The following is an 18,525-nucleotide window of genomic DNA, read 5'->3' on the forward strand; positions in this document are numbered from 1 at the left end:
GGAATGCGAATAGCAATCACATGACGGGCTGCGCGTGTGATATAAGAGTGAGTGGCATGGAACAGGCGCTGAGATATGCAGTGATCTTGCTGGATTATGCTGATGAAAGCAAGCAGGAGTTTGACGAACTGCTGATAGAGCGTCGCTCGGCTTCGCCGCTTGGCTCGTCCAAGAATCGCTACGGTGCCATCTGGCTGCACTTTGCGGTGCGTCCTTCTAATAACAGAAGGAAAATAAGCTTTATAAATGCGTGAAATAATGTTTAATCCTTGCCTGCAAAGAATAAAATTCTTATCTTTGCAGGCAATTAGATAACCACAAACATGATGATAAGACCTGTTATGAAACTGATAAGTTGGAACGTGAATGGCCTGAGGGCTTGTGAGGGAAAGGGATTTAGTGAGGTGTTTCGCGAGTTGGATGCCGACTTCTTCTGTCTGCAGGAGACAAAGATGCAGGCGGGGCAGCTGGACCTGCAGTTCGAGGGCTACGAGAGCTACTGGAACTACGCCGAGAAGAAGGGCTACAGCGGCACGGCCATCTACACCAAGCACAAGCCGCTGAGCGTGACGTACGGCATTGGCATAGACGAGCACGACCACGAGGGGCGCGTGATAACACTGGAGATGGAGGCGTTCTATCTGGTGTGCTGCTACACGCCGAACTCGCAGGACGGGCTGAAGCGACTGGACTACCGAATGACGTGGGAGGACGACTTCCGTGCCTATCTGAAGGCGCTAGACCAGAAGAAACCCGTGATACTGTGTGGCGACCTGAACGTGGCCCACGAGGAGATTGACCTGAAGAACCCGAAGACCAACCGCATGAATGCCGGATTTACCGACCAGGAGCGCGAGAAGTTCAGTACACTGCTGGCTTCAGGGTTTACCGACTCGTTCCGCTATAAGTATCCTGAGCAAGTGACGTACTCGTGGTGGAGCTACCGATTCCAGGCCCGACAGAAGAATGCAGGGTGGCGTATTGACTACTTTGTGATTAGCAACCGGCTGCGCGAGCAGATGGATGATGCCCGTATACATACAGAAATACTGGGCAGCGATCACTGCCCAGTAGAGATAACTTTAAATTTTTAATAGAAAATTTAAATGTTAGAGGCCGAGGCCTTTCTTCAGCTTGTCGGCACCAGCATCGATGGCATCGTTGGCCTTCTTCTTGGCATCGTCTTGAGCAGCCTTAGCGGCATCCTCGGCAGCCTTCTTGGTATCGTCGACCACCTTGTTGGCAGCCTTCTTGGTGCTATCGATAGCAGCCTGGCCGGCATCCTGAATACCACCTACAGCAGCGCTTACTGTGCTGACAAATGTCTCGGCAGGAGTCTCGGTGATGGCTGAAACAGCAGCCGAAACGGCAGCGTTATCGCCAGCAAAGGCCTTGATCTTGTCGGAATTCTCTTTCAGGAAATCCTGCACCTTGGTTACATACTCCTTGGCAAGCTCGGGGTTGGTGGTGAGGAACTCCTGAACCTTCTGCTGAACGGTGGCCAGAACCTCCTGGAGCTTGCTGGCATCCTTGGCCTCGATCTGCTCAGAGAGTGCGGCGGTGATAGCACCTACTGCCTCGTCGACATTCTGATCGTCGACTGATACGCTGTCGGCAACTTCGGCTGGAGCCTGAGTCTTGTTACCACAAGATGCGAAACCAATGGCTAAGCAGGCCATTACTGCGAAAAGAACTTTTTTCATAATGCTTTGATTTTTAAGTAAAACAATAAAAAATGACTTGATATGTGGCAACAAAAGTACACTAATTTAGAATATGTAAGCGCAAAGTTTGCTACTTTTTTATTTTTTTTATACTTTTGCACCCGTTTTTCAAGGTAACAACAAGGTATTTATAGAATAATGATGACAACATTAGCATTCAAGCCGAAGCTTTTGTCGACACTTCGGCACTACAACAAACAACAATTTACCACCGACCTGCTGGCCGGTATCATCGTGGGTATCGTGGCGCTGCCTCTGGCCATTGCTTTCGGTATCGCATCGGGCGTAACCCCTGAGAAGGGTATTATTACAGCTATTGTAGCAGGACTCATCGTATCGCTGCTGGGCGGTTCGAAGGTGCAGATAGGCGGTCCTACAGGTGCATTTATCATCATCATCTACGGCATTATCCAGCAGTACGGATTCGAGGGACTGACCATTGCCACGCTGATGGCGGGTGTGTTTCTGATACTGTTTGGCGTGCTGCATCTGGGCACTATCATCAAGTATATTCCTTACCCCATTGTGGTAGGTTTTACCAGTGGTATCGCCCTCACCATCTTTACCACTCAGATCAAAGATCTGTTCGGACTCACCATGGAGAGCGTGCCAAGCGACTTTATCGAGAAGTGGATAGCCTACATCAGCGACTTTGGAACCATCGACTGGTGGAGCGCCGCCGTGGGTATAGGCTCGGTAGCCGTGATTGCTACGTGGCCCATGATTGCTAAATATAATAATGTGCTGAAGAAGTTGCCCGGAAGTCTGATTGCCATTATCGTGATGACCGTGGTAGTGCTGCTGCTGAAGCAGTATGCAGGTGTGGACAGCGTGGAGACCATCGGTGACCGATTCTCAATATCGAACCAGTTGCCCGATGCCGAGATGCCTTCGCTTTCGTGGAATGTTATAAAGGGTTTGGTTTCGCCAGCTATCACTATCGCCATTCTTGGTGCTATAGAATCTTTGCTTTCGGCCACGGTGGCCGATGGTGTGATTGGCGACCGCCACGACTCTAATACCGAGCTGATAGCTCAGGGTGTGGCCAACCTGGCTAGCCCCATATTCGGCGGTATCCCCGCTACAGGTGCCATCGCACGTACTATGACTAATATCAACAACGGCGGTCGTACCCCAGTGGCTGGTATCGTGCATGCGGCTGTATTGCTGCTCATCTTCCTGTTCCTCATGCCGCTGGCCCAGTACATACCAATGGCCTGCTTGGCTGGTGTGCTGGTTATCGTGAGCTACAACATGAGCGGATGGCGCTCGTTTGCTTCGATCATGAAGAACCCCAAGAGCGATATCATCGTGCTGTGCGTGACCTTCCTGCTCACCGTGATCTTCGACCTCACCATCGCCATCGAGGTAGGATTGATTTGCGCTTGCTTGCTGTTTATGCGTCGTATGGCCGAGACTACCGACGTGAAGGTGATTAGCGACGAGATTGACCCCGAGGAGGAGCAGAGCGACTTCCAGATGGGTAACCTGGAGCACCTGACAATACCCGAGGGCGTAGAGGTGTACGAGATTAACGGTCCTTACTTCTTTGGTGCCGGTAACAAGTTTGAAGACCTGATGGCCACCATGGGGCATAAGCGTCCGAAGGTAAGAATCATCCGCATGCGTAAGGTGCCATTTGTTGACTCAACAGGTATCCACAACCTGACTAACCTCTGCCTGATGAGTCAGAAGGAGGGTATACAGGTGGTGCTGTCGGGTGTAAATGCTAAGGTGCAGGATGTGCTGCACAAGGCTGGATTCGACCAGATGCTGGGCGAGGAGAATATCTGCTCGCACATCAATATTGCCTTAGAACGAGCCAGACAGCTCGTTTAAGGGAAGTTATCGCGATCTGCGATCGCTTGGAATTTAAAAGGACCTTCCCTTTAATTCCTCATATATGGGTTATATGCCATTTCGTCGCTGATGGTGGTTTTTGGACCATGGCCGCAGTAAACGGTGGTATCAGCGGGGAGTTGAGCTAATGTTTTGTTCAGACTGTTCAGTATGTCTTCATAGCTACCGCGCTCAAAATCGGTGCGGCCAATGCTCATGCGGAATAGTGTGTCGCCAGTAAAGGCCACTTTCTCTTCCTCGCAATAAAAGGTAACGCCACCAGGCGTATGGCCTGGAGTGCGAAGTATCTGCAGCTGGTGGGTGCCAAAGCGGATGACCTCGTCGGGGGCGAAGAAATGATCGGGTTTGGGATACTGACATCGTAGCTTGATGCCTGCCATGGCGTAGAACTGACCGGGGAGGTCGGAAATGAGCCACTCATCTTCTGCTGCTATCTCCGGTTTCAATCCCCATGTATCATAGACGGTGTTCATGCCGAAGTTATGGTCGAAATGACCATGGGTACACAGCAGGTGTACAGGCTTGAGATTGTTGGTGCTGATATAGTTGACAAGTGCCTCGCGCTCGGCATCGTAATAGGCGCCGCAGTCGATGATGACACACTCGAGGGTATCATCGCTTACCACATAGGTATTCTCCTGAAGGAGATTGAAACAGAATGTCTGGATGTTAAGCATTACAATGGGAGATAGATGACGTACTTTTCTTTAAACCACTCCTCCTTGAAGAATCGCGAAATATCGGTGGTTTCTACTATCTTGTGATAGGGCTGCAGTTCGGCCTGCAGATTGCCGCCCTTGAGGCAGAGAACGCCATTGGGAAGGGCATTCTTGACAGAGCCAAGCGGCGAAGCCGAGCGTTGCGAGGTCTTCGAGATGTTCTTGCGCATCAGCTTTACAAGGTCGGGCAGGGGCATCACGGCACGGCTCACAATGAAGTCGTACTTATCCTTCTCGTCCTCGCCTCGCAGGTGGGTAGGGGCACAGTTTTTGAGTCCGATGGCATTGCACACCTCCTGAGCCACACGAATCTTCTTACCAGTGCCGTCGATGAGTTTGAACTGGCACTCGGGAAAGAGGATAGAGAGAGGCACACCAGGGAAACCGCCACCAGTACCGAAATCGAGGATGCGGGTGCCTGGACGGAAGTTGATGATCTTGGCGATGGCCAGCGAGTGGAGCACGTGGTGCTGGTAGAGCTGGTCGATATCCTTGCGCGAAATAACATTGATCTTAGTATTCCAGTCGCGATACAGCTCGCCAAGCGCGGCAAACTGCTGGAGCTGGATGTCGGTAAGATTCGGAAAATATTTGTAGACAATCTCTGCGTTCATTGTAATGATTTTAAAAATTTGGGTTTGATAATGTTTCCCATCTGAGCATAGGTGAGAACCAGCTCGATGGTACCTAATTCGAGTGAAGCAATCTCAGAGGGATTGAAAATAAACGTGATGGTACTTTCGCCCACAATATAGTTCTGGGGCACGTACATATCTACCGTCTGTAGGTAGCCCTTGGCCTTGAGCGCATTGAGGTTGTTAACCTCTTCTTTCTCCATCAGCGCTTTTAGCAGAATCGGGGTGAGTTTAATCTCGTAGCCACTTACAAAAATATCGGAAGTCTTGATGTAATTGCCCGTAGTAGAGTAGAAGTTGATGGGCTGTAGCTCGTGTACGCTGTTGGCGTAGCCCTCGCTATAGTCGATGGTTGCCAGATAAGCCAGCGTGTTGCGCGATGTCTGCTCGGTAGTAGAGTTGATGATATAGTGAAACTCGTACCACGAGCGCTTAGTAGAGTCGGCTCGGTCTTCATTATAAAGCGGCAACATGTGTGAGCGATAGGTGAGGCAGTACTGCTCTACATACTGATCCATGGCGCCCTGCATGCTAACCCCCTCCTGATTGAAAAGGCGATAAACCACCTCGGCATTTATCTTCTGTCCTACCTCGCCGCTCTCTTTGGTGGCACAAGCCATATTAAGGCTCACACTGCAAGAAGGCGACTGGGCTTCGTTGGATAATTTGACGGATTTTTCGGCCTTGATTTTATCGAACATCAGCTTGCCTTCGTTATCGTTGCGACAACCCGTGAGAATTGCCATCAGCACCATGAGAAGAGTAAATTTAAGTCTATTTGACATACTATTTGCACATATTTTTGCGCAAAATTACACTAAAATCCCGAAAATAGCAAATATCTCGCAAAAAAATACTAATTTTGCACCCGAATTAATGTCAAACTATTAAAATTGGATGAATTCTCAGAGTACGCCCGTACATATTAGATTATGGCATAAGGACTTCTGGCTGATGGCAATAGCCAACTTTCTGCTTACCATGACGGTATATATGCTGGTGCCAACGATGCCCCAATGGCTGGTAGAAAAACAGCAGTTGGGTATGGTTGATGCCGGTATAGCCATGGGTGCCTTTGGCGTGGGCCTGTTTGCATTAGGCGCATTCATATCTTATCTGGTTCAGCACTACCGCCGCAATCTGGTGTGTATCTATGCGGTGCTGGCCGAAGCACTACTGTTAGGCGCGTTGTATTATGTCGACGGCCTGAACATGCGTGTGAATGATCCTATGATTATTATCATACACCGATTGTTGCAGGGAGCTGTTTTCGGATTGGCGCAGATGGTGCTTACAAGTACGCTGATTATAGACACCAGCGAGTCGTTTCAGCGCACCGAGGCCAACCACTCGGCAGCGTGGTTCTCGAGGTTTGCCCTGTCGATGGGCCCTATGGCTGGACTGCTGATAGGACGTATAGCCGGATTCCACTATGTGCTGCTATCTACCATTGTGTGTGCCATAGCTGTAGCTGTGTTGGTGCTGACAGTGAACTTCCCCTTCCGTGCGCCTCAGGACGATATCCCGACAGTGAGTCTGGATCGCTTCTTCCTGCCTCACGGTTTCCCGTTGTTTGTTAATCTGCAGCTCATTACGCTGGCAGTAGGTATCATCCTTTCAGTGGTGCTCGACGAGCACTTCTACTCGATGATGATGATGGGATTTGCCGCAGCCATATTGGCACAGAGGTTTGTGTTTAAGGATGCCGAACTGAAAAGTGAGGTGGTGACAGGACTGATACTGATGGGTGCCGCACTACTGATGATGTTAACCCGCAACCTGCCAATAGTGATGATAGCTGCACCGCTGTTTATCGGTATGGGTACCGGACTGATTGGATCGCGATTCCTGCTGTTCTTTATCAAGCTGAGCCGCCATTGTCAGCGAGGTACATCGCAAAGCACATTCCTGCTGGGATGGGAGAGCGGTATAGCTTGGGGTGTAGGCATAGGATTGGCTGTGTTCCAAGGCGACACTACTTCGGCACTCGTTGCCGCATTGATACTTACGATAGTGGCATTGGCTATGTATCACTTTACGCACGTATGGTTTACTAATAACAAAAACAGATAAAAAACTATGGAAACAAATTGGCGCAAGTTTATTCATGATATGGTGAAAACACCAAAGGTTAGCATAGGTTCTCGCATATATGGCGGCATAATGCTGTTTGCCATTATTTTTGGCGTGTTACCGCTGATGTTCCGTCACTACAACAAATGGTTCTGGTGGATGGACCTGATATCGAGTCTGCTCTTTATCATAGACTACATATTCAGATGGTGTACCGCCGATTTCGAATCGAAATACAAGGACTGGCGTGCGTATGCGGTTTATCCGTTCACACCCATGGCTATTATCGACTTGCTGTCAATTCTGCCTGTATTCAACATGATTTCGCCAACGTTCAAGGTGGTTCGTGTGTCGCGTCTGTTGAAATTGTTGCGTATATTCAAGGTGATAAGATATTTTGAGCCGTTGATGATTATTGTGGCCGTGATACGCCGTCAGGGAAAGATACTCTGGACGGTGGCATCGCTGTCGCTATTCTATATTTTTATTACCGCCCTCATCATGTTTAATGCCGAGGAGGATATTAATCCGGTTACGGGACAATTGCTGTTCCGCGACTTCTTTGATGCATTCTATTGGGCTGCATGTACGCTTACCACTGTGGGATATGGCGATTTGTATCCCATCTCTAATACCGGGCGTGTAATCAGTATCCTTTCGTCTATCGTAGGTATCGCCATCATCGCCTTGCCGTCGGGTATTATTACGGCAGGCTATATGGACGAGTTGAAGCAACGCAAGGAGCTAAAGGAGCGCGAAGAGAAAGCTCCCTTAGCCTCGGCAGAGTGATGCAAAGGGGCACGTCTCGCAGCGTCGGCGATCATCGGTAGGCGTGAACGACAACTGAGGATTGAACATCTCGGCCAGCAGATCCTGGAACATGTTGATGAACTCACCGGAGTACGTAGCTATATCGGTTACGGGCTCTTTGCCTATGGCTAGCGTTGGGTCGTAGTCCTGTCCACCTGCATGCTGGATGAACAACAAGCATGGTGCCACTTGGTTGGTGGTTCGGGTACGCACGATGTGGGCATAGAGAAAAGTCTGTAGGAAATAATCGCTATGGTCTTTGATGGCCTCTGGCGAGAATATCGTTGCTATATCTGGCAGAGGCTTGATATTTCGCGAACCTGTTTTATAATCGAGAACACGAATCTGGTCTTCGCCCGTTTTGGGATTATGGATGCTATCCAGGCGGTCGATGATGCCGCCTACCTTCAGGTTGCCAATCTGTATGTCAACCCACTTTTCGAGTCCAAGAATCCTGAATGGCGTATGGCGACGATCAACCTCGAGCAGTTGGCGGATGTACTTAATGATAACTTCGCGATTGATGAGTTGTAATCCATCGAGCGGTGGTAACGGGCGCGAAGGGTCGTCAATCTTAAAGAACTCCTGCTTGATGGCTTCGTCGACGGCACGCTCTATCGATACTTCTTCTTTCAGCAGGTCGTCAATCATCATAGAGCTGATGGTATTCTTGCCGAATCGCTCGTAGATGAGTTGTGCAGCCTTGTGGAAGATGTTTCCAAACAAACGGTTGTCAATCATATCTTCATCGGTATTATCGGGCTCGTTGATGCCACAAATATAGCGGTAGAAGAATCGGAGTTGGCAGCGCAGATAGTTGTTGATGGCCGTAGGGCTAATGCCGCCCTCTTCCTTAGAAAAGCGCTTCTGCATCTGGGCGATGACTTCTGGCGTTTTCTCGATAGGCTTGGGGGCATGAATCTGTGGCATTTGTCCGGCTTTGAGCGTTTGGAACGTGATGGGAATCTTATTCTCTACCATCAGTTGCAGCATGAAGCGCGACATCTCGGCCGTCTTACCATCGCTGGTAGCGTTGTTGTAGAGTATCGTCACATCAGATGCACGTTGCAACAAACGATGGAAATAATGCTGATAGATGGCCACTTTATAGTCGACGGTAGTCAGCCCGTAGGCCTTACGAAGTGCATAGGGGATAAACGAAGTGTCGTTAACACCACGTGGCATATTGCCCTCGTTGCACGAAAGGAGCAACACGTGGTCGAAGTCGAGGTTACGTGTTTCGAGTACGCCCATCACCTGTATACCCTCAGCAGGTTCGCCGTGGAAGGGGATAGAGGTGGTTGTTATCAGCTGACTGATAAGGCGTTGAAGCGTGATGACGTCTACCATCAGGATGCCGCTATCAACCAATCCGCTTAATCTATTAAGTAAGGTGTACATGCGGAACAGACTCTCGGTATCGAGTGGTGAGTCGATAATGGGGCTCTTAGATACAGCGATGGTCTGGGTGATGCTGATGAGCCAATGTAGCAGGGGCTGTATCTCAGTGTATCGGGTATCGGCAAAATCCTGAGACATGATGCTGGCGTACGGATGGCGCTTGATGCTCTCAACCCATCGGCGTGTAAACTTCTGCTTGCGGAGCGAATAGCCGTGAACCTGCATATTAATCAAGGTGTTGATGAGCGAGGCTATCGACGTTTGGCTAAGCGGGTAGCCGGTGGTGATATTAATCTTCTCTACGTTTTCAGGCAGACAATGAATCACTGTTTGCAGCAATCCCTCGTTACAAAGTACGATGGCAGTACGGCGACCATCTTTGATACGGTCGGCGTTAAGCCACTCGCTGATGTAGCGTGCCTGGATGTTTTCAGTAGGGGCCGAGATGTAGTTGATGTGCTGAGGCGGAACCTCGTCGGTATCTTGATAGAAAATGGCCTTGCCTTGTTGCTCAAGTCGGCGGAAGAGTGTTTGCTCTACCTGTTGCAAGAGGTTGAAACCAATAAACACATAGGTATCGTATTCGAACTCTATGCTCTCATCTGTTGCCACCTGGCGATAGAGAGCGCCTTCGTAGGCGAGCTGCTTCTCGGCCAATTGGGCGTTGAACTGGTGATAGATTTCGCCAATATGACTCCACAATCGCAGGAATCGCTCCTTGAGTTCGGTGTTGTGCTCATCGCTGAAATTGCTGAAGAAACGCTTGATCATCTCACGTTGTTCGGGTGTGAGATACGAGGTGTCGTCGAGCTCATGGATGTCGCGCAGATTGGCAAGCACCTTATCGGCAGGAGCCATATTCTTATCTAAATCATCGAAATCGGAGAGCAGAAGTTGGCCCCATCCGTAAAAATGGTCGAGCGTCTCGTCAATACCCGTGCAAGCTGTAAATACCTGATGGAGTTCGCATACCAGCAGGATGGGGTCGGCCACTTGTAATGATGAGTGACTACGAAACAAATCGCTGATGGTGATATAGGCAGGACTCCAAATAGGTTTGCCAGCCAATCGGGCTAAGTGCTCATTGAGAAACAATGATGCACGCTTGTTGGGGAACACCACCGCTACACGTGAGAGGTTGGTGCCATATCTTGAAAGCAGGTCTTCTGCTACATGTTCTAGAAAACTCTTCATACTTCTTCAATTTTGTTACTGTAAACATACCAAAGGTAGCCCTTGATATTCTGGTGCCCCATTGACGAGAGCAAATCCATATAGCGGCGCACCTGAGTGTGGTACTCTGGATCGGGATGACCAAACTTAAAGTCGACCACTATCCATTCGTTACCATCTGTCATGACGCGGTCGGGGCGTTGCTCCTTCACTTCGCCATCCTCGACGGATAGGATGGTACACTCATTAAAAAGTGTCCATTTGGGCGAGAACCACGAGGCTACACGCGGGTCGGAGAGGCGTTTGCGGAGCATAGTGGTGATGCGGTCGGCGGTCATTTCCTCATCGTAGAGAATACCTTCGAACTGCAATCGTTGTAAGGCTTCCGGGATATCTTTTTCTGTTTGGATGGTAGAGAATATCTCGTGCAGCACGCTACCTATCTGGATATATCGGCGCTGCTGGTCGATATCCTCGCCTTCGATAAAATCGCGGCTGCGGTTACTCTGACGGAAGTTTACCTTGCTATCGTATGTGCGGATAGATACCGTGATGGCCTCTGATTTCTGCAAGAAGGGGTTAAGACTGTTTTTACTAGTATCACTAGCATCACTAGCATGGCTAGCCTGGCTAGTTATGCTAGATTGGCTAGAACAGCTAGTATCGCTAGCCCCAAACTCAAAGCAAATAGCTGCTTGGTCATCTTCCATTCCTTCTAATTGGGCCTCTGGCATAGATTTGGCTACTAATGGTAGGCACTGTTCTATTAGGGCCGAGCGGGTGGCCTTGGCGCCACGTTTACCTATAACATATAGGCTCTTAGCCGCACGGGTAAAGGCTACATAAAGCAGGTTGAGATTATCAACCGTGTTTTGTAGGTGCTCGTGCAGATAATCCTTCTCGTAAATGCTACCCATCATCTTAGGACCAAAGTCTACAGGTGCTATCGGCAGATCGTTGAATGGCGCCTCGTTGGGTTGGCACCAGATGATATTATCGCTTGTCTTCTCTAAAATCCAATCGCAGTAGGGTACGAATACGTGGTCGAACTCAAGACCCTTTGACTTGTGGATGGAGATGATGCGAATGCCATTAGTCTCATCGCTCTGGATGGTCTTCTTGCAAAGTGTCTCTTCCCATTCGGCAAGGAACGACTGGATATCAGTGGTGTTCTCGTTGACATAGTTGGCCAATTGGTCGTAGAATGCACATAGATAAGCACCTTGCCCCTCAAGGCGGTGCAGCTCAAAGATAGAGTAAATCTTCTCAGCCAGCTCGTAAAGAGGTAGGGTTAACAACTCATCGAGGTGGGCGATATATGCCTCGGGGAGATACTCGTCGAGGTTGGTGCCGGCAATCATGTAATCGTTATCAGCCAAGTCCTTACCTTGAACTGTACACAGCCATGTTTTTACGATAGCAGCTTTGGTTAGTTGGTCGTCGGGGTGGAGCAGCAACTGAAGCGCTTGAATCATGAGGCAAACAGCACTTGAAGCATCAAGGCGGAAGGCCTCGTCGCTCACAATGCTAACCTCAGGCAGGTGTTCGAGGAAGTATTGAGCGATAAGTGGAATATGGAAATTGTATCGCACAAGTATGGCGATATCTTTCTGGCTTACTCCTGTATCGATTAACCCTCTTACTCCTTCTACAACATGCGCTAAAACGGCTTCCTGATAATCGTCGTTAGGAAGTAGCTCTATAGTTACCTGACCTTCGTTTCCCTTGCTGTCGGGAACCTGCTGCTCTACGTCGGCATAGGCTTTCTCGAGCTGCTCGCGTTCGTCGCATTCAAGCTCCTCAAGGGCTTGGTATTCCAGTTTGGCGGCGTGACGGAAGAAAGTGTTGTTGAAGTTGATGACATTGCGGGTGGAGCGGTAGTTGATAGAGAGCGATTTAATATCCATGAGCATGGAGTTAAATTGATTCTCTATGCCGTTAAGCAATCGCCAATCGCCCGAACGCCAGCGATAGATGCTCTGTTTGACATCGCCCACAATAAGATTGCTACCATCCTCGTGACTCATAGTCTCGGAGAGTAGTACCTTGAAGTTCTGCCACTGGATGGTAGAGGTATCTTGAAACTCGTCGATCATGACGTGTTTCAGTTGGGTACCGATTTTCTCGAAGATGAATGGTGAGTCGCTACCATCGATAAGCGAGTGGAGCAACTGTTGGGTGTCGCTTAACAGAAAACGGTTCTCGGTCTCGTTAAGCTCGCGCACCTTTTTCTCAATGCTGCTAAGCAGTCGGAGTTGATTGAGGTGGCGGAGAGTGAGATGGGCCGATTGGTAAATCTTCCATTGCTTCTTACGCTCATCAACAGCATAGCGTAGCATCTCTAAGAGTACGCTTTCTACCAATTCTTGTATGTCTGCGCGTTGGAGGTGACTCTTGGCAAACCAGTTTTTCGAGTCCTCAAGACATTTTGCAACCGTCTGATTCTCGATCGATGGGTCGAAAACACCATTGGTAAGTTTTAGGAAGAAGCTAGCTATGCCTCGCCTTTTCTGTGCAAAATCGTCTATGGTGAAACCTTCGGCCTCTATTGTCTCAAAGAAACTCTCGCCAATAGTCTTCATGCGTTCCTCGGCAGCTTGGCGTAAGTCGCGTAGACATGTGGTATAGTTCTCAAAGAATCCCGCCTCGCCCATTTTCTGCTCAAGCGTGATACTTACCTCCTTATAATAGTCCTTGAAAATGTTCTGACCGAACTTCTTGATCTGTGCAATGACATTCCACGATTTATCGTCGGAGATATTCTCCATGATGTACTTCAGAATCCATTGGAGCATCACATCGGTAGTAGTCAGATCTTCAATAAGCTGATCAACCGCCAACTCCTCAACCTGATAGTCATTAAGTCCGATACGGAGGTTGGAGGTAAGGTCAAGCTCGCGCGCCATATTCCGAAGAACACTTTGGAAGAACGTGTCGATGGTTTCTACGCGGAAGTAATTATAATTATGCGTGAGATTGTTGAGTGCTATACCTGCACGCTCACTTATTACACTGGGCTCGAGACCTGTTTTCTCTTGAATTTTTGCCAGATAATTATCTGAATCAGGCAATTGTTTCCAGATGCCATACAACTGACTGAGAATTCGCATCTTCATCTCCTCTGTTGCCTTGTTGGTAAAGGTAACGGCAAGGATGTTGCGATAGCTCTGAGGATTCTCAACAAGCAATCTGATATACTCCGTGGCAAGTGTGAAAGTCTTTCCGCTTCCAGCACTGGCCTTATATACGGTGAGGGGTTTTATAGATTCGTTTACCATCTTCTGAAAAGTTCAAATTCAACTTCTATACCAAATCTGTCGAAATGGGTGCTCTGAAAACTTGCAAAGGCGCCAACTGAGATATATCTGTTGGTGAAACCATAGCCAAGTTCAAAGTAAGGTCGAGAGCGTTCGAGCAACACATTACTTAGGTAGAAACGCTCTTTTTCAATGTATTTCCCCAAATATGGTATCCATGTAGCCACCAGCATTGGTGACTCGTAGGAAATATTGCCTCGCAAGTAATAATCCGATTCGTTGTAAGTGCGGCTACCCAGCAATTGGAAATTGCCGCTCCAGTCGTCATCCCATCCTTCAGGAAGATTCTCATCGCGGAAATTGGCATAATCTACAAACAGATTATCTTTTTTGTTCGTATAGAATCCGCATCCAGCTCTTAGATTCAGAAGCCTCAAACCTGGAATCTTCTTTTTCCACTGTGCATCGAACTCCCAACGTTCATACTCTAGGTTCGAGTTGATGATGCCCTTGATGCCACGTTCGTAGTTGATAGAAAAGAGTGGTCCGCGATTAAACCAAGGCGATAATTTTAAACCAATAACTGGGGAAAAACTATTGTATTCTGTAGGCATACCATACTGACTCATCAAATCTTTGTTGACTGCTGAACGGTGATGGTATATAAAACCTGTTTCAATGTCGAACCAATCGAACAACATGATATTGTTTTTCAGACTAAGATGTTCGTCTTTGAATAAATCCATGTTGGTGTTCTCAAAGTTAATGGTGTCTTGGTTTTCGGCATTGATAACATCCATAACACTGGAATTGCTGATACGATTACCATTTTCAAATAGCAATTCTACATATCCATTACGTTTGGGGTTATACGTCATACGTAATGGGGCAGAGAAATAGAATTGTCGTTCTTTGAACCCATATCCGAATGTAGGATTAAGTGTTAAGTATCTATTGGGCGAGAATGTGTAGCGTGAACGGAAATTCATCTTATATCTGATACCACGGCTCTGGCTATAGCTAATGTATAGCGGATTGATGATGGGGGATAATGTGATATAAGCGTCTTCCGATTCTGCACTTAGGGGTGTTACCAGATTATCGCCTATAGTGTCCCAGAAAATCTTTTTCCACAGGCGTTGTTTCTTTGGAGTTGTATCTTGTGCAGTAGTATCTTTCTGGTGTTGCAGATCGTATGTCTCATAAATCTGTTTGTCGGTTTCTGATAGCGGTAAAGGGCGTATCTGATCCATCAGTTCGCGACTAGAAGTTTCATTAATGCTGTCGGGTAGGGCATATTTGCAGTTGTAATTAGCATCGAAGAGTGCAGATATTCTATTACCCATAAACTTGAAAGTTGCCGCAGTAGTACATCTGGATGGCATCAGCGACCATCCACCTTCCTCGCCCTGGGTTATTTCTGTGCGAAATCTTAGCATGTCAAACTCACCATTCAGCAGTGCTCGAATGATTCGCCCTGATTGAGTATCTACAATTGCATAACCGTTAAGTAATTGCGTGTTATAAATTTTTGGACGGAATTCTAATCTTGTTGTCCCATCAGCCTGTACTTTTTGTGTAAAACGATAGAATCTGCGATTTGTCTTGTTGAAAGGCGAGAGTATGTGTCCATCGTAAAGCGCTATGTCATAGATGTTGGGAGTCATATAATCCAACAGGGTTGGCATAGTTCTACGATTGCCCCTTATAGTGCCCGAAAGAACTTGGCTCGAGATGTTGTAGTTGTGGGCATTCTTAAAAAGAACCTTGCTATACGACTCACGGATGTAATCTCTTGGATCCTTAGCCATTACGTACATCGATGGGATGAGCCAAAGTACGGCATTGCGCTTGTCAACATGATATCGGAACTTGGCATACACCTGATCTTCGAGACTGTCGATAGACGAGGTGTGTGCTTGTTGATAATCGTAGATGCGACCTAATATCAGCGAGTCTCTTCTGTTGGCTGCTGATACACTGATTGTCATGCCGAGAAGCATGAAGGTCAGTAGTGATTTAATGAATAGTTGGTCGTATCTCAAGTTCTCTTTTATTCCAGTTTCTCTTTCAGGTATTTACCTGTTAGACTCTGTTTGCATGCCGCTACCTCTTCAGGTGTTCCCGCTATGACTAGTTGGCCGCCCTTGTCGCCTCCGTCTGGACCTAGGTCTATCACGTGGTCGGCACATTTTATCACCTCCATATTATGCTCGATAATAAGGATGGTGTGTCCTCGTGATATCAGCGCATCAAAGGCTTTAAGCAACCTCTGTATATCGTGGAAGTGCAGACCTGTGGTAGGCTCGTCGAAGATGAAGAGTGTGGGCTCTTGTTTCTCCTGACCGATGAAGTATGCCAATTTTACACGCTGGTTCTCACCACCAGAAAGCGATGAGGAGTTCTGGCCTAGTTTGATGTATCCCAAGCCAACGTCCTCAAGTGTCTTCAGACGTTTTACGATGGTTGTTTCGCCATGCTCTTTGAAGAATTCAACTGCCTCCGTGATGGTCATATTCAGGATGTCGTCAACATTCTTGCCGTGATAGTTTACATCCAGAATCTCTTTCTTGAATCTGTGACCATGACAAGCTTCACACTCCAAAACCAAGTCGGCCATAAACTGCATCTCAACAGTAATGACACCAGCACCTTTACACTCCTCGCATCGTCCGCCATCGGCATTAAATGAGAAGTATTGTGGAGTGAATCCCATCTGTTTAGAGAGTGGCTGTTCGGCATAGAGTTCGCGAATGGCATCGTAAGCCTTCACGTAGGTGGCAGGGTTAGAGCGAGTGCTCTTACCGATAGGATTCTGGTCGACAAACTCTATATGCTTGATGGCATCCATATCGCCTTCGAGTCCTAGGTATTCGCCTGGAGCATCGCAAGCCTCACCAATGCGGCGACGCATGGCGGGGTAGAGGATGCCCTTAATCAAACTTGATTTTCCTGAGCCTGAAACACCTGTGACTACAGTCATCACATTCAGAGGTATCTTTACATCGATACCTTTCAGGTTGTTCATACGTGCACCTTTGATATCGATGAATCTGTTCCAAGGTCTGCGTGACGTTGGTACAGGAATCTCTTCTTGATGGAGCAGATATTTTACGGTATAGCTCTTGGGCCACTTCTTCAGCGAAGCCTTGTTCACCTCCTTGGCATCGCCATCGAATACCACCTCACCACCAAGTCGTCCTGCATCAGGACCAATATCTATCAGATGGTCGGCTGCACGCATGATTTCTTCGTCGTGCTCAACCACCACCACTGTGTTTCCTAATGATTGGAGTTCCTTCAACACATGAATCAGTCTGTCTGTATCTCTTGAATGCAGACCAATGCTGGGCTCATCGAGGATATACAACGAACCAACCAATGAGCTACCTAATGAGGTACAGAGATTAATACGCTGACTCTCACCTCCTGAAAGTGTGTTAGAAAGACGGTTTAGAGTCAGATAGCCAAGACCTACATCAAGCAGGAACTGGAGGCGGCTTTTGATTTCGGTAAGCAGTCTCTTGCCTATTTCTGCATCGTGCGCGTCAAGCTCTAGTTTTTCGAACCATTCTTTAACCTTAATAATAGGCATCTGAACAAGGTCTGTGATGCTTCTGCCACCTATCTTTACATAGTCGGCTTCTGGTTTCAAGCGAGTGCCATGACACTTGGGACAATTAGTCTTACCCCTGTAGCGAGCCAGCATCACACGATATTGAATCTTGTACTGGTTCTCACGCACCATATCGAAGAAGGCATCGATACAAGGTCTTTCCTTCTTTCCCTTGTCTGAGGGGAGTCCGTGCCACAACCAATCCTTATGTTTCTGACTCAGACTCATGTAGGGTTCGAAGATGGGGAAGTCGTCTTTGGCTGCATTACGGCAGAACCAATCCTTCCACTCCTTCATTCTTTCGCCGTGCCAGCAAACCACACATCCATCGTAAACGGATAGTGTAGTGTTAGGAATTACCAACTTCTCGTCGATGCCGATAATGCGTCCGAAACCCTGGCACTCTGGACAGGCTCCTGCTGGCGAGTTGAATGAGAACATTTGGTCTGTTGGCTCCTCGAATGTCATACCATCGGCCTCGAACTTCATCGAGAAGTCGTAGAAGATGGTGGGGGGGAAGAGCAGGCGCAATTCGCCATGCCCCTCGTAGAAAGCTGTCTCGGCTGAGTCTACAAGGCGAGCAATGACATCCTTGGTGTCATCGACTGAGAGGCGGTCGATGACTAGATAGATGCTAGGAGAACTAGTATTACTAGCATTGCTAGTATCGCTAGATAGGCTAGCCAGATAATCATCAATTCTCTGGAAATCGTTATTTACGTAGATGCGGGCGTAGCCTTCGAGCTGGTAGGTTTTGAGCTGTTGCTCCATGGTGCGGCCCTCGTGCAGATGGATTGGGGCCATCACCACAAAACGGGTTCCTTTCGAGAACTCGAGCATCTTCTGCACCACATCCTCTGTGGAGTGCTTCTTTACTTCGCATCCGCTGATAGGCGAATAGGTATGACCTATGCGGGCAAAAAGCAATCGGTGATACTCGTAAATCTCCGTGCTGGTGCCAACGGTGCTTCGTGGATTGCGTGATATCACCTTCTGCTCGATGGCAATGGCAGGCGGTATGCCGCGAATGAAATCGCACTCGGGTTTGTTCATCCTACCAAGGAACTGGCGGGCGTAACTCGACAAACTCTCTACATAACGGCGTTGGCCTTCGGCATACAGAGTGTCGAAGGCCAAAGAAGATTTGCCGGAGCCACTGACTCCGGCAATTACTACGAATTGGTTACGGGGAATCTTGACATCAATGTTCTTTAGATTATTGACTCTTGCCCCTTTTATCTCTATTGAATCATTCAT

Annotated in this window: 12 protein-coding genes and 1 pseudogene; 5 read left to right on the forward strand and 8 right to left on the reverse strand. The window is 48.1% G+C overall.

Annotated elements, in window-relative coordinates; all coding sequences use genetic code 11:
• Positions 1-254 (forward strand): annotated as a pseudogene (locus BUB86_RS09785) (hypothetical protein); the annotation flags it as partial.
• A gap of 87 nt (positions 255-341) precedes the next feature.
• The gene (locus BUB86_RS09790) at positions 342-1,094 is read left to right on the forward strand and encodes an exodeoxyribonuclease III (protein WP_073209091.1); all 753 of its coding nucleotides are present in this window, start codon (positions 342-344) and stop codon (positions 1,092-1,094) included.
• A gap of 15 nt (positions 1,095-1,109) precedes the next feature.
• Here the strand turns inward: BUB86_RS09790 and BUB86_RS09795 are convergent, their stop codons facing one another.
• Positions 1,110-1,703 (reverse strand): hypothetical protein, encoded by a 594-nt coding sequence (locus BUB86_RS09795; RefSeq protein ID WP_139261545.1) that lies wholly within the window; start codon positions 1,701-1,703, stop codon positions 1,110-1,112.
• Between the two features lie 162 nt (positions 1,704-1,865).
• Between BUB86_RS09795 and BUB86_RS09800 the strand changes: the two genes are divergently transcribed.
• Positions 1,866-3,563, forward strand: a complete 1,698-nt coding sequence (locus tag BUB86_RS09800) for a SulP family inorganic anion transporter (RefSeq protein WP_073209093.1) — start codon at positions 1,866-1,868, stop codon at positions 3,561-3,563.
• Between the two features lie 50 nt (positions 3,564-3,613).
• Here the strand turns inward: BUB86_RS09800 and BUB86_RS09805 are convergent, their stop codons facing one another.
• The 3 genes from BUB86_RS09805 to BUB86_RS09815 are packed head-to-tail and all read right to left on the reverse strand — an operon-like array spanning position 3,614 to position 5,723.
• Positions 3,614-4,261 carry an MBL fold metallo-hydrolase gene (locus BUB86_RS09805; RefSeq protein WP_073208922.1) on the reverse strand — a complete coding sequence of 216 codons (648 nt, stop codon included), beginning with the start codon at positions 4,259-4,261 and terminating at the stop codon, positions 3,614-3,616.
• Positions 4,261-4,917, reverse strand: a complete 657-nt coding sequence (gene rsmG, locus BUB86_RS09810) for a 16S rRNA (guanine(527)-N(7))-methyltransferase RsmG (protein WP_073208925.1) — start codon at positions 4,915-4,917, stop codon at positions 4,261-4,263. Before rsmG ends, BUB86_RS09805 begins: the two co-directional genes overlap by 1 nt.
• Positions 4,914-5,723 (reverse strand): RsiV family protein, encoded by an 810-nt coding sequence (locus BUB86_RS09815; protein ID WP_073208928.1) that lies wholly within the window; start codon positions 5,721-5,723, stop codon positions 4,914-4,916. Before BUB86_RS09815 ends, rsmG begins: the two co-directional genes overlap by 4 nt.
• A gap of 112 nt (positions 5,724-5,835) precedes the next feature.
• Between BUB86_RS09815 and BUB86_RS09820 the strand changes: the two genes are divergently transcribed.
• Together BUB86_RS09820 and BUB86_RS09825 are read left to right on the forward strand one after the other, a co-directional pair.
• Positions 5,836-7,011 carry an MFS transporter gene (locus BUB86_RS09820; protein ID WP_073208930.1) on the forward strand — a complete coding sequence of 392 codons (1,176 nt, stop codon included), beginning with the start codon at positions 5,836-5,838 and terminating at the stop codon, positions 7,009-7,011.
• Positions 7,012-7,017: 6 nt separating this feature from the next.
• The gene (locus BUB86_RS09825; RefSeq protein ID WP_073208932.1) at positions 7,018-7,800 is read left to right on the forward strand and encodes an ion transporter; all 783 of its coding nucleotides are present in this window, start codon (positions 7,018-7,020) and stop codon (positions 7,798-7,800) included.
• Here the strand turns inward: BUB86_RS09825 and BUB86_RS09830 are convergent.
• From BUB86_RS09830 to uvrA, 4 genes are all read right to left on the reverse strand, one after another.
• Complete coding sequence (locus BUB86_RS09830; RefSeq protein WP_073208934.1) at positions 7,783-10,416, reverse strand: PD-(D/E)XK nuclease family protein; 2,634 nt, start codon at positions 10,414-10,416, stop codon at positions 7,783-7,785. The genes BUB86_RS09825 and BUB86_RS09830 overlap by 18 nt on opposite strands.
• Positions 10,413-13,673, reverse strand: a complete 3,261-nt coding sequence (locus tag BUB86_RS09835) for a UvrD-helicase domain-containing protein (RefSeq protein WP_073208936.1) — start codon at positions 13,671-13,673, stop codon at positions 10,413-10,415. Before BUB86_RS09835 ends, BUB86_RS09830 begins: the two co-directional genes overlap by 4 nt.
• Complete coding sequence (locus tag BUB86_RS09840) at positions 13,667-15,643, reverse strand: DUF5686 family protein (RefSeq protein WP_175549474.1); 1,977 nt, start codon at positions 15,641-15,643, stop codon at positions 13,667-13,669. The genes BUB86_RS09835 and BUB86_RS09840 overlap by 7 nt, the downstream gene beginning before the upstream one ends.
• A 62-nt stretch (positions 15,644-15,705) precedes the next feature.
• The gene (gene uvrA / locus BUB86_RS09845) at positions 15,706-18,525 is read right to left on the reverse strand and encodes an excinuclease ABC subunit UvrA (protein ID WP_073208940.1); all 2,820 of its coding nucleotides are present in this window, start codon (positions 18,523-18,525) and stop codon (positions 15,706-15,708) included.

Origin of the sequence: Xylanibacter ruminicola (assembly GCF_900142525.1) — a bacterium.
Taxonomy (GTDB): Bacteria; Bacteroidota; Bacteroidia; order Bacteroidales; family Bacteroidaceae; genus Prevotella; species Prevotella ruminicola_A.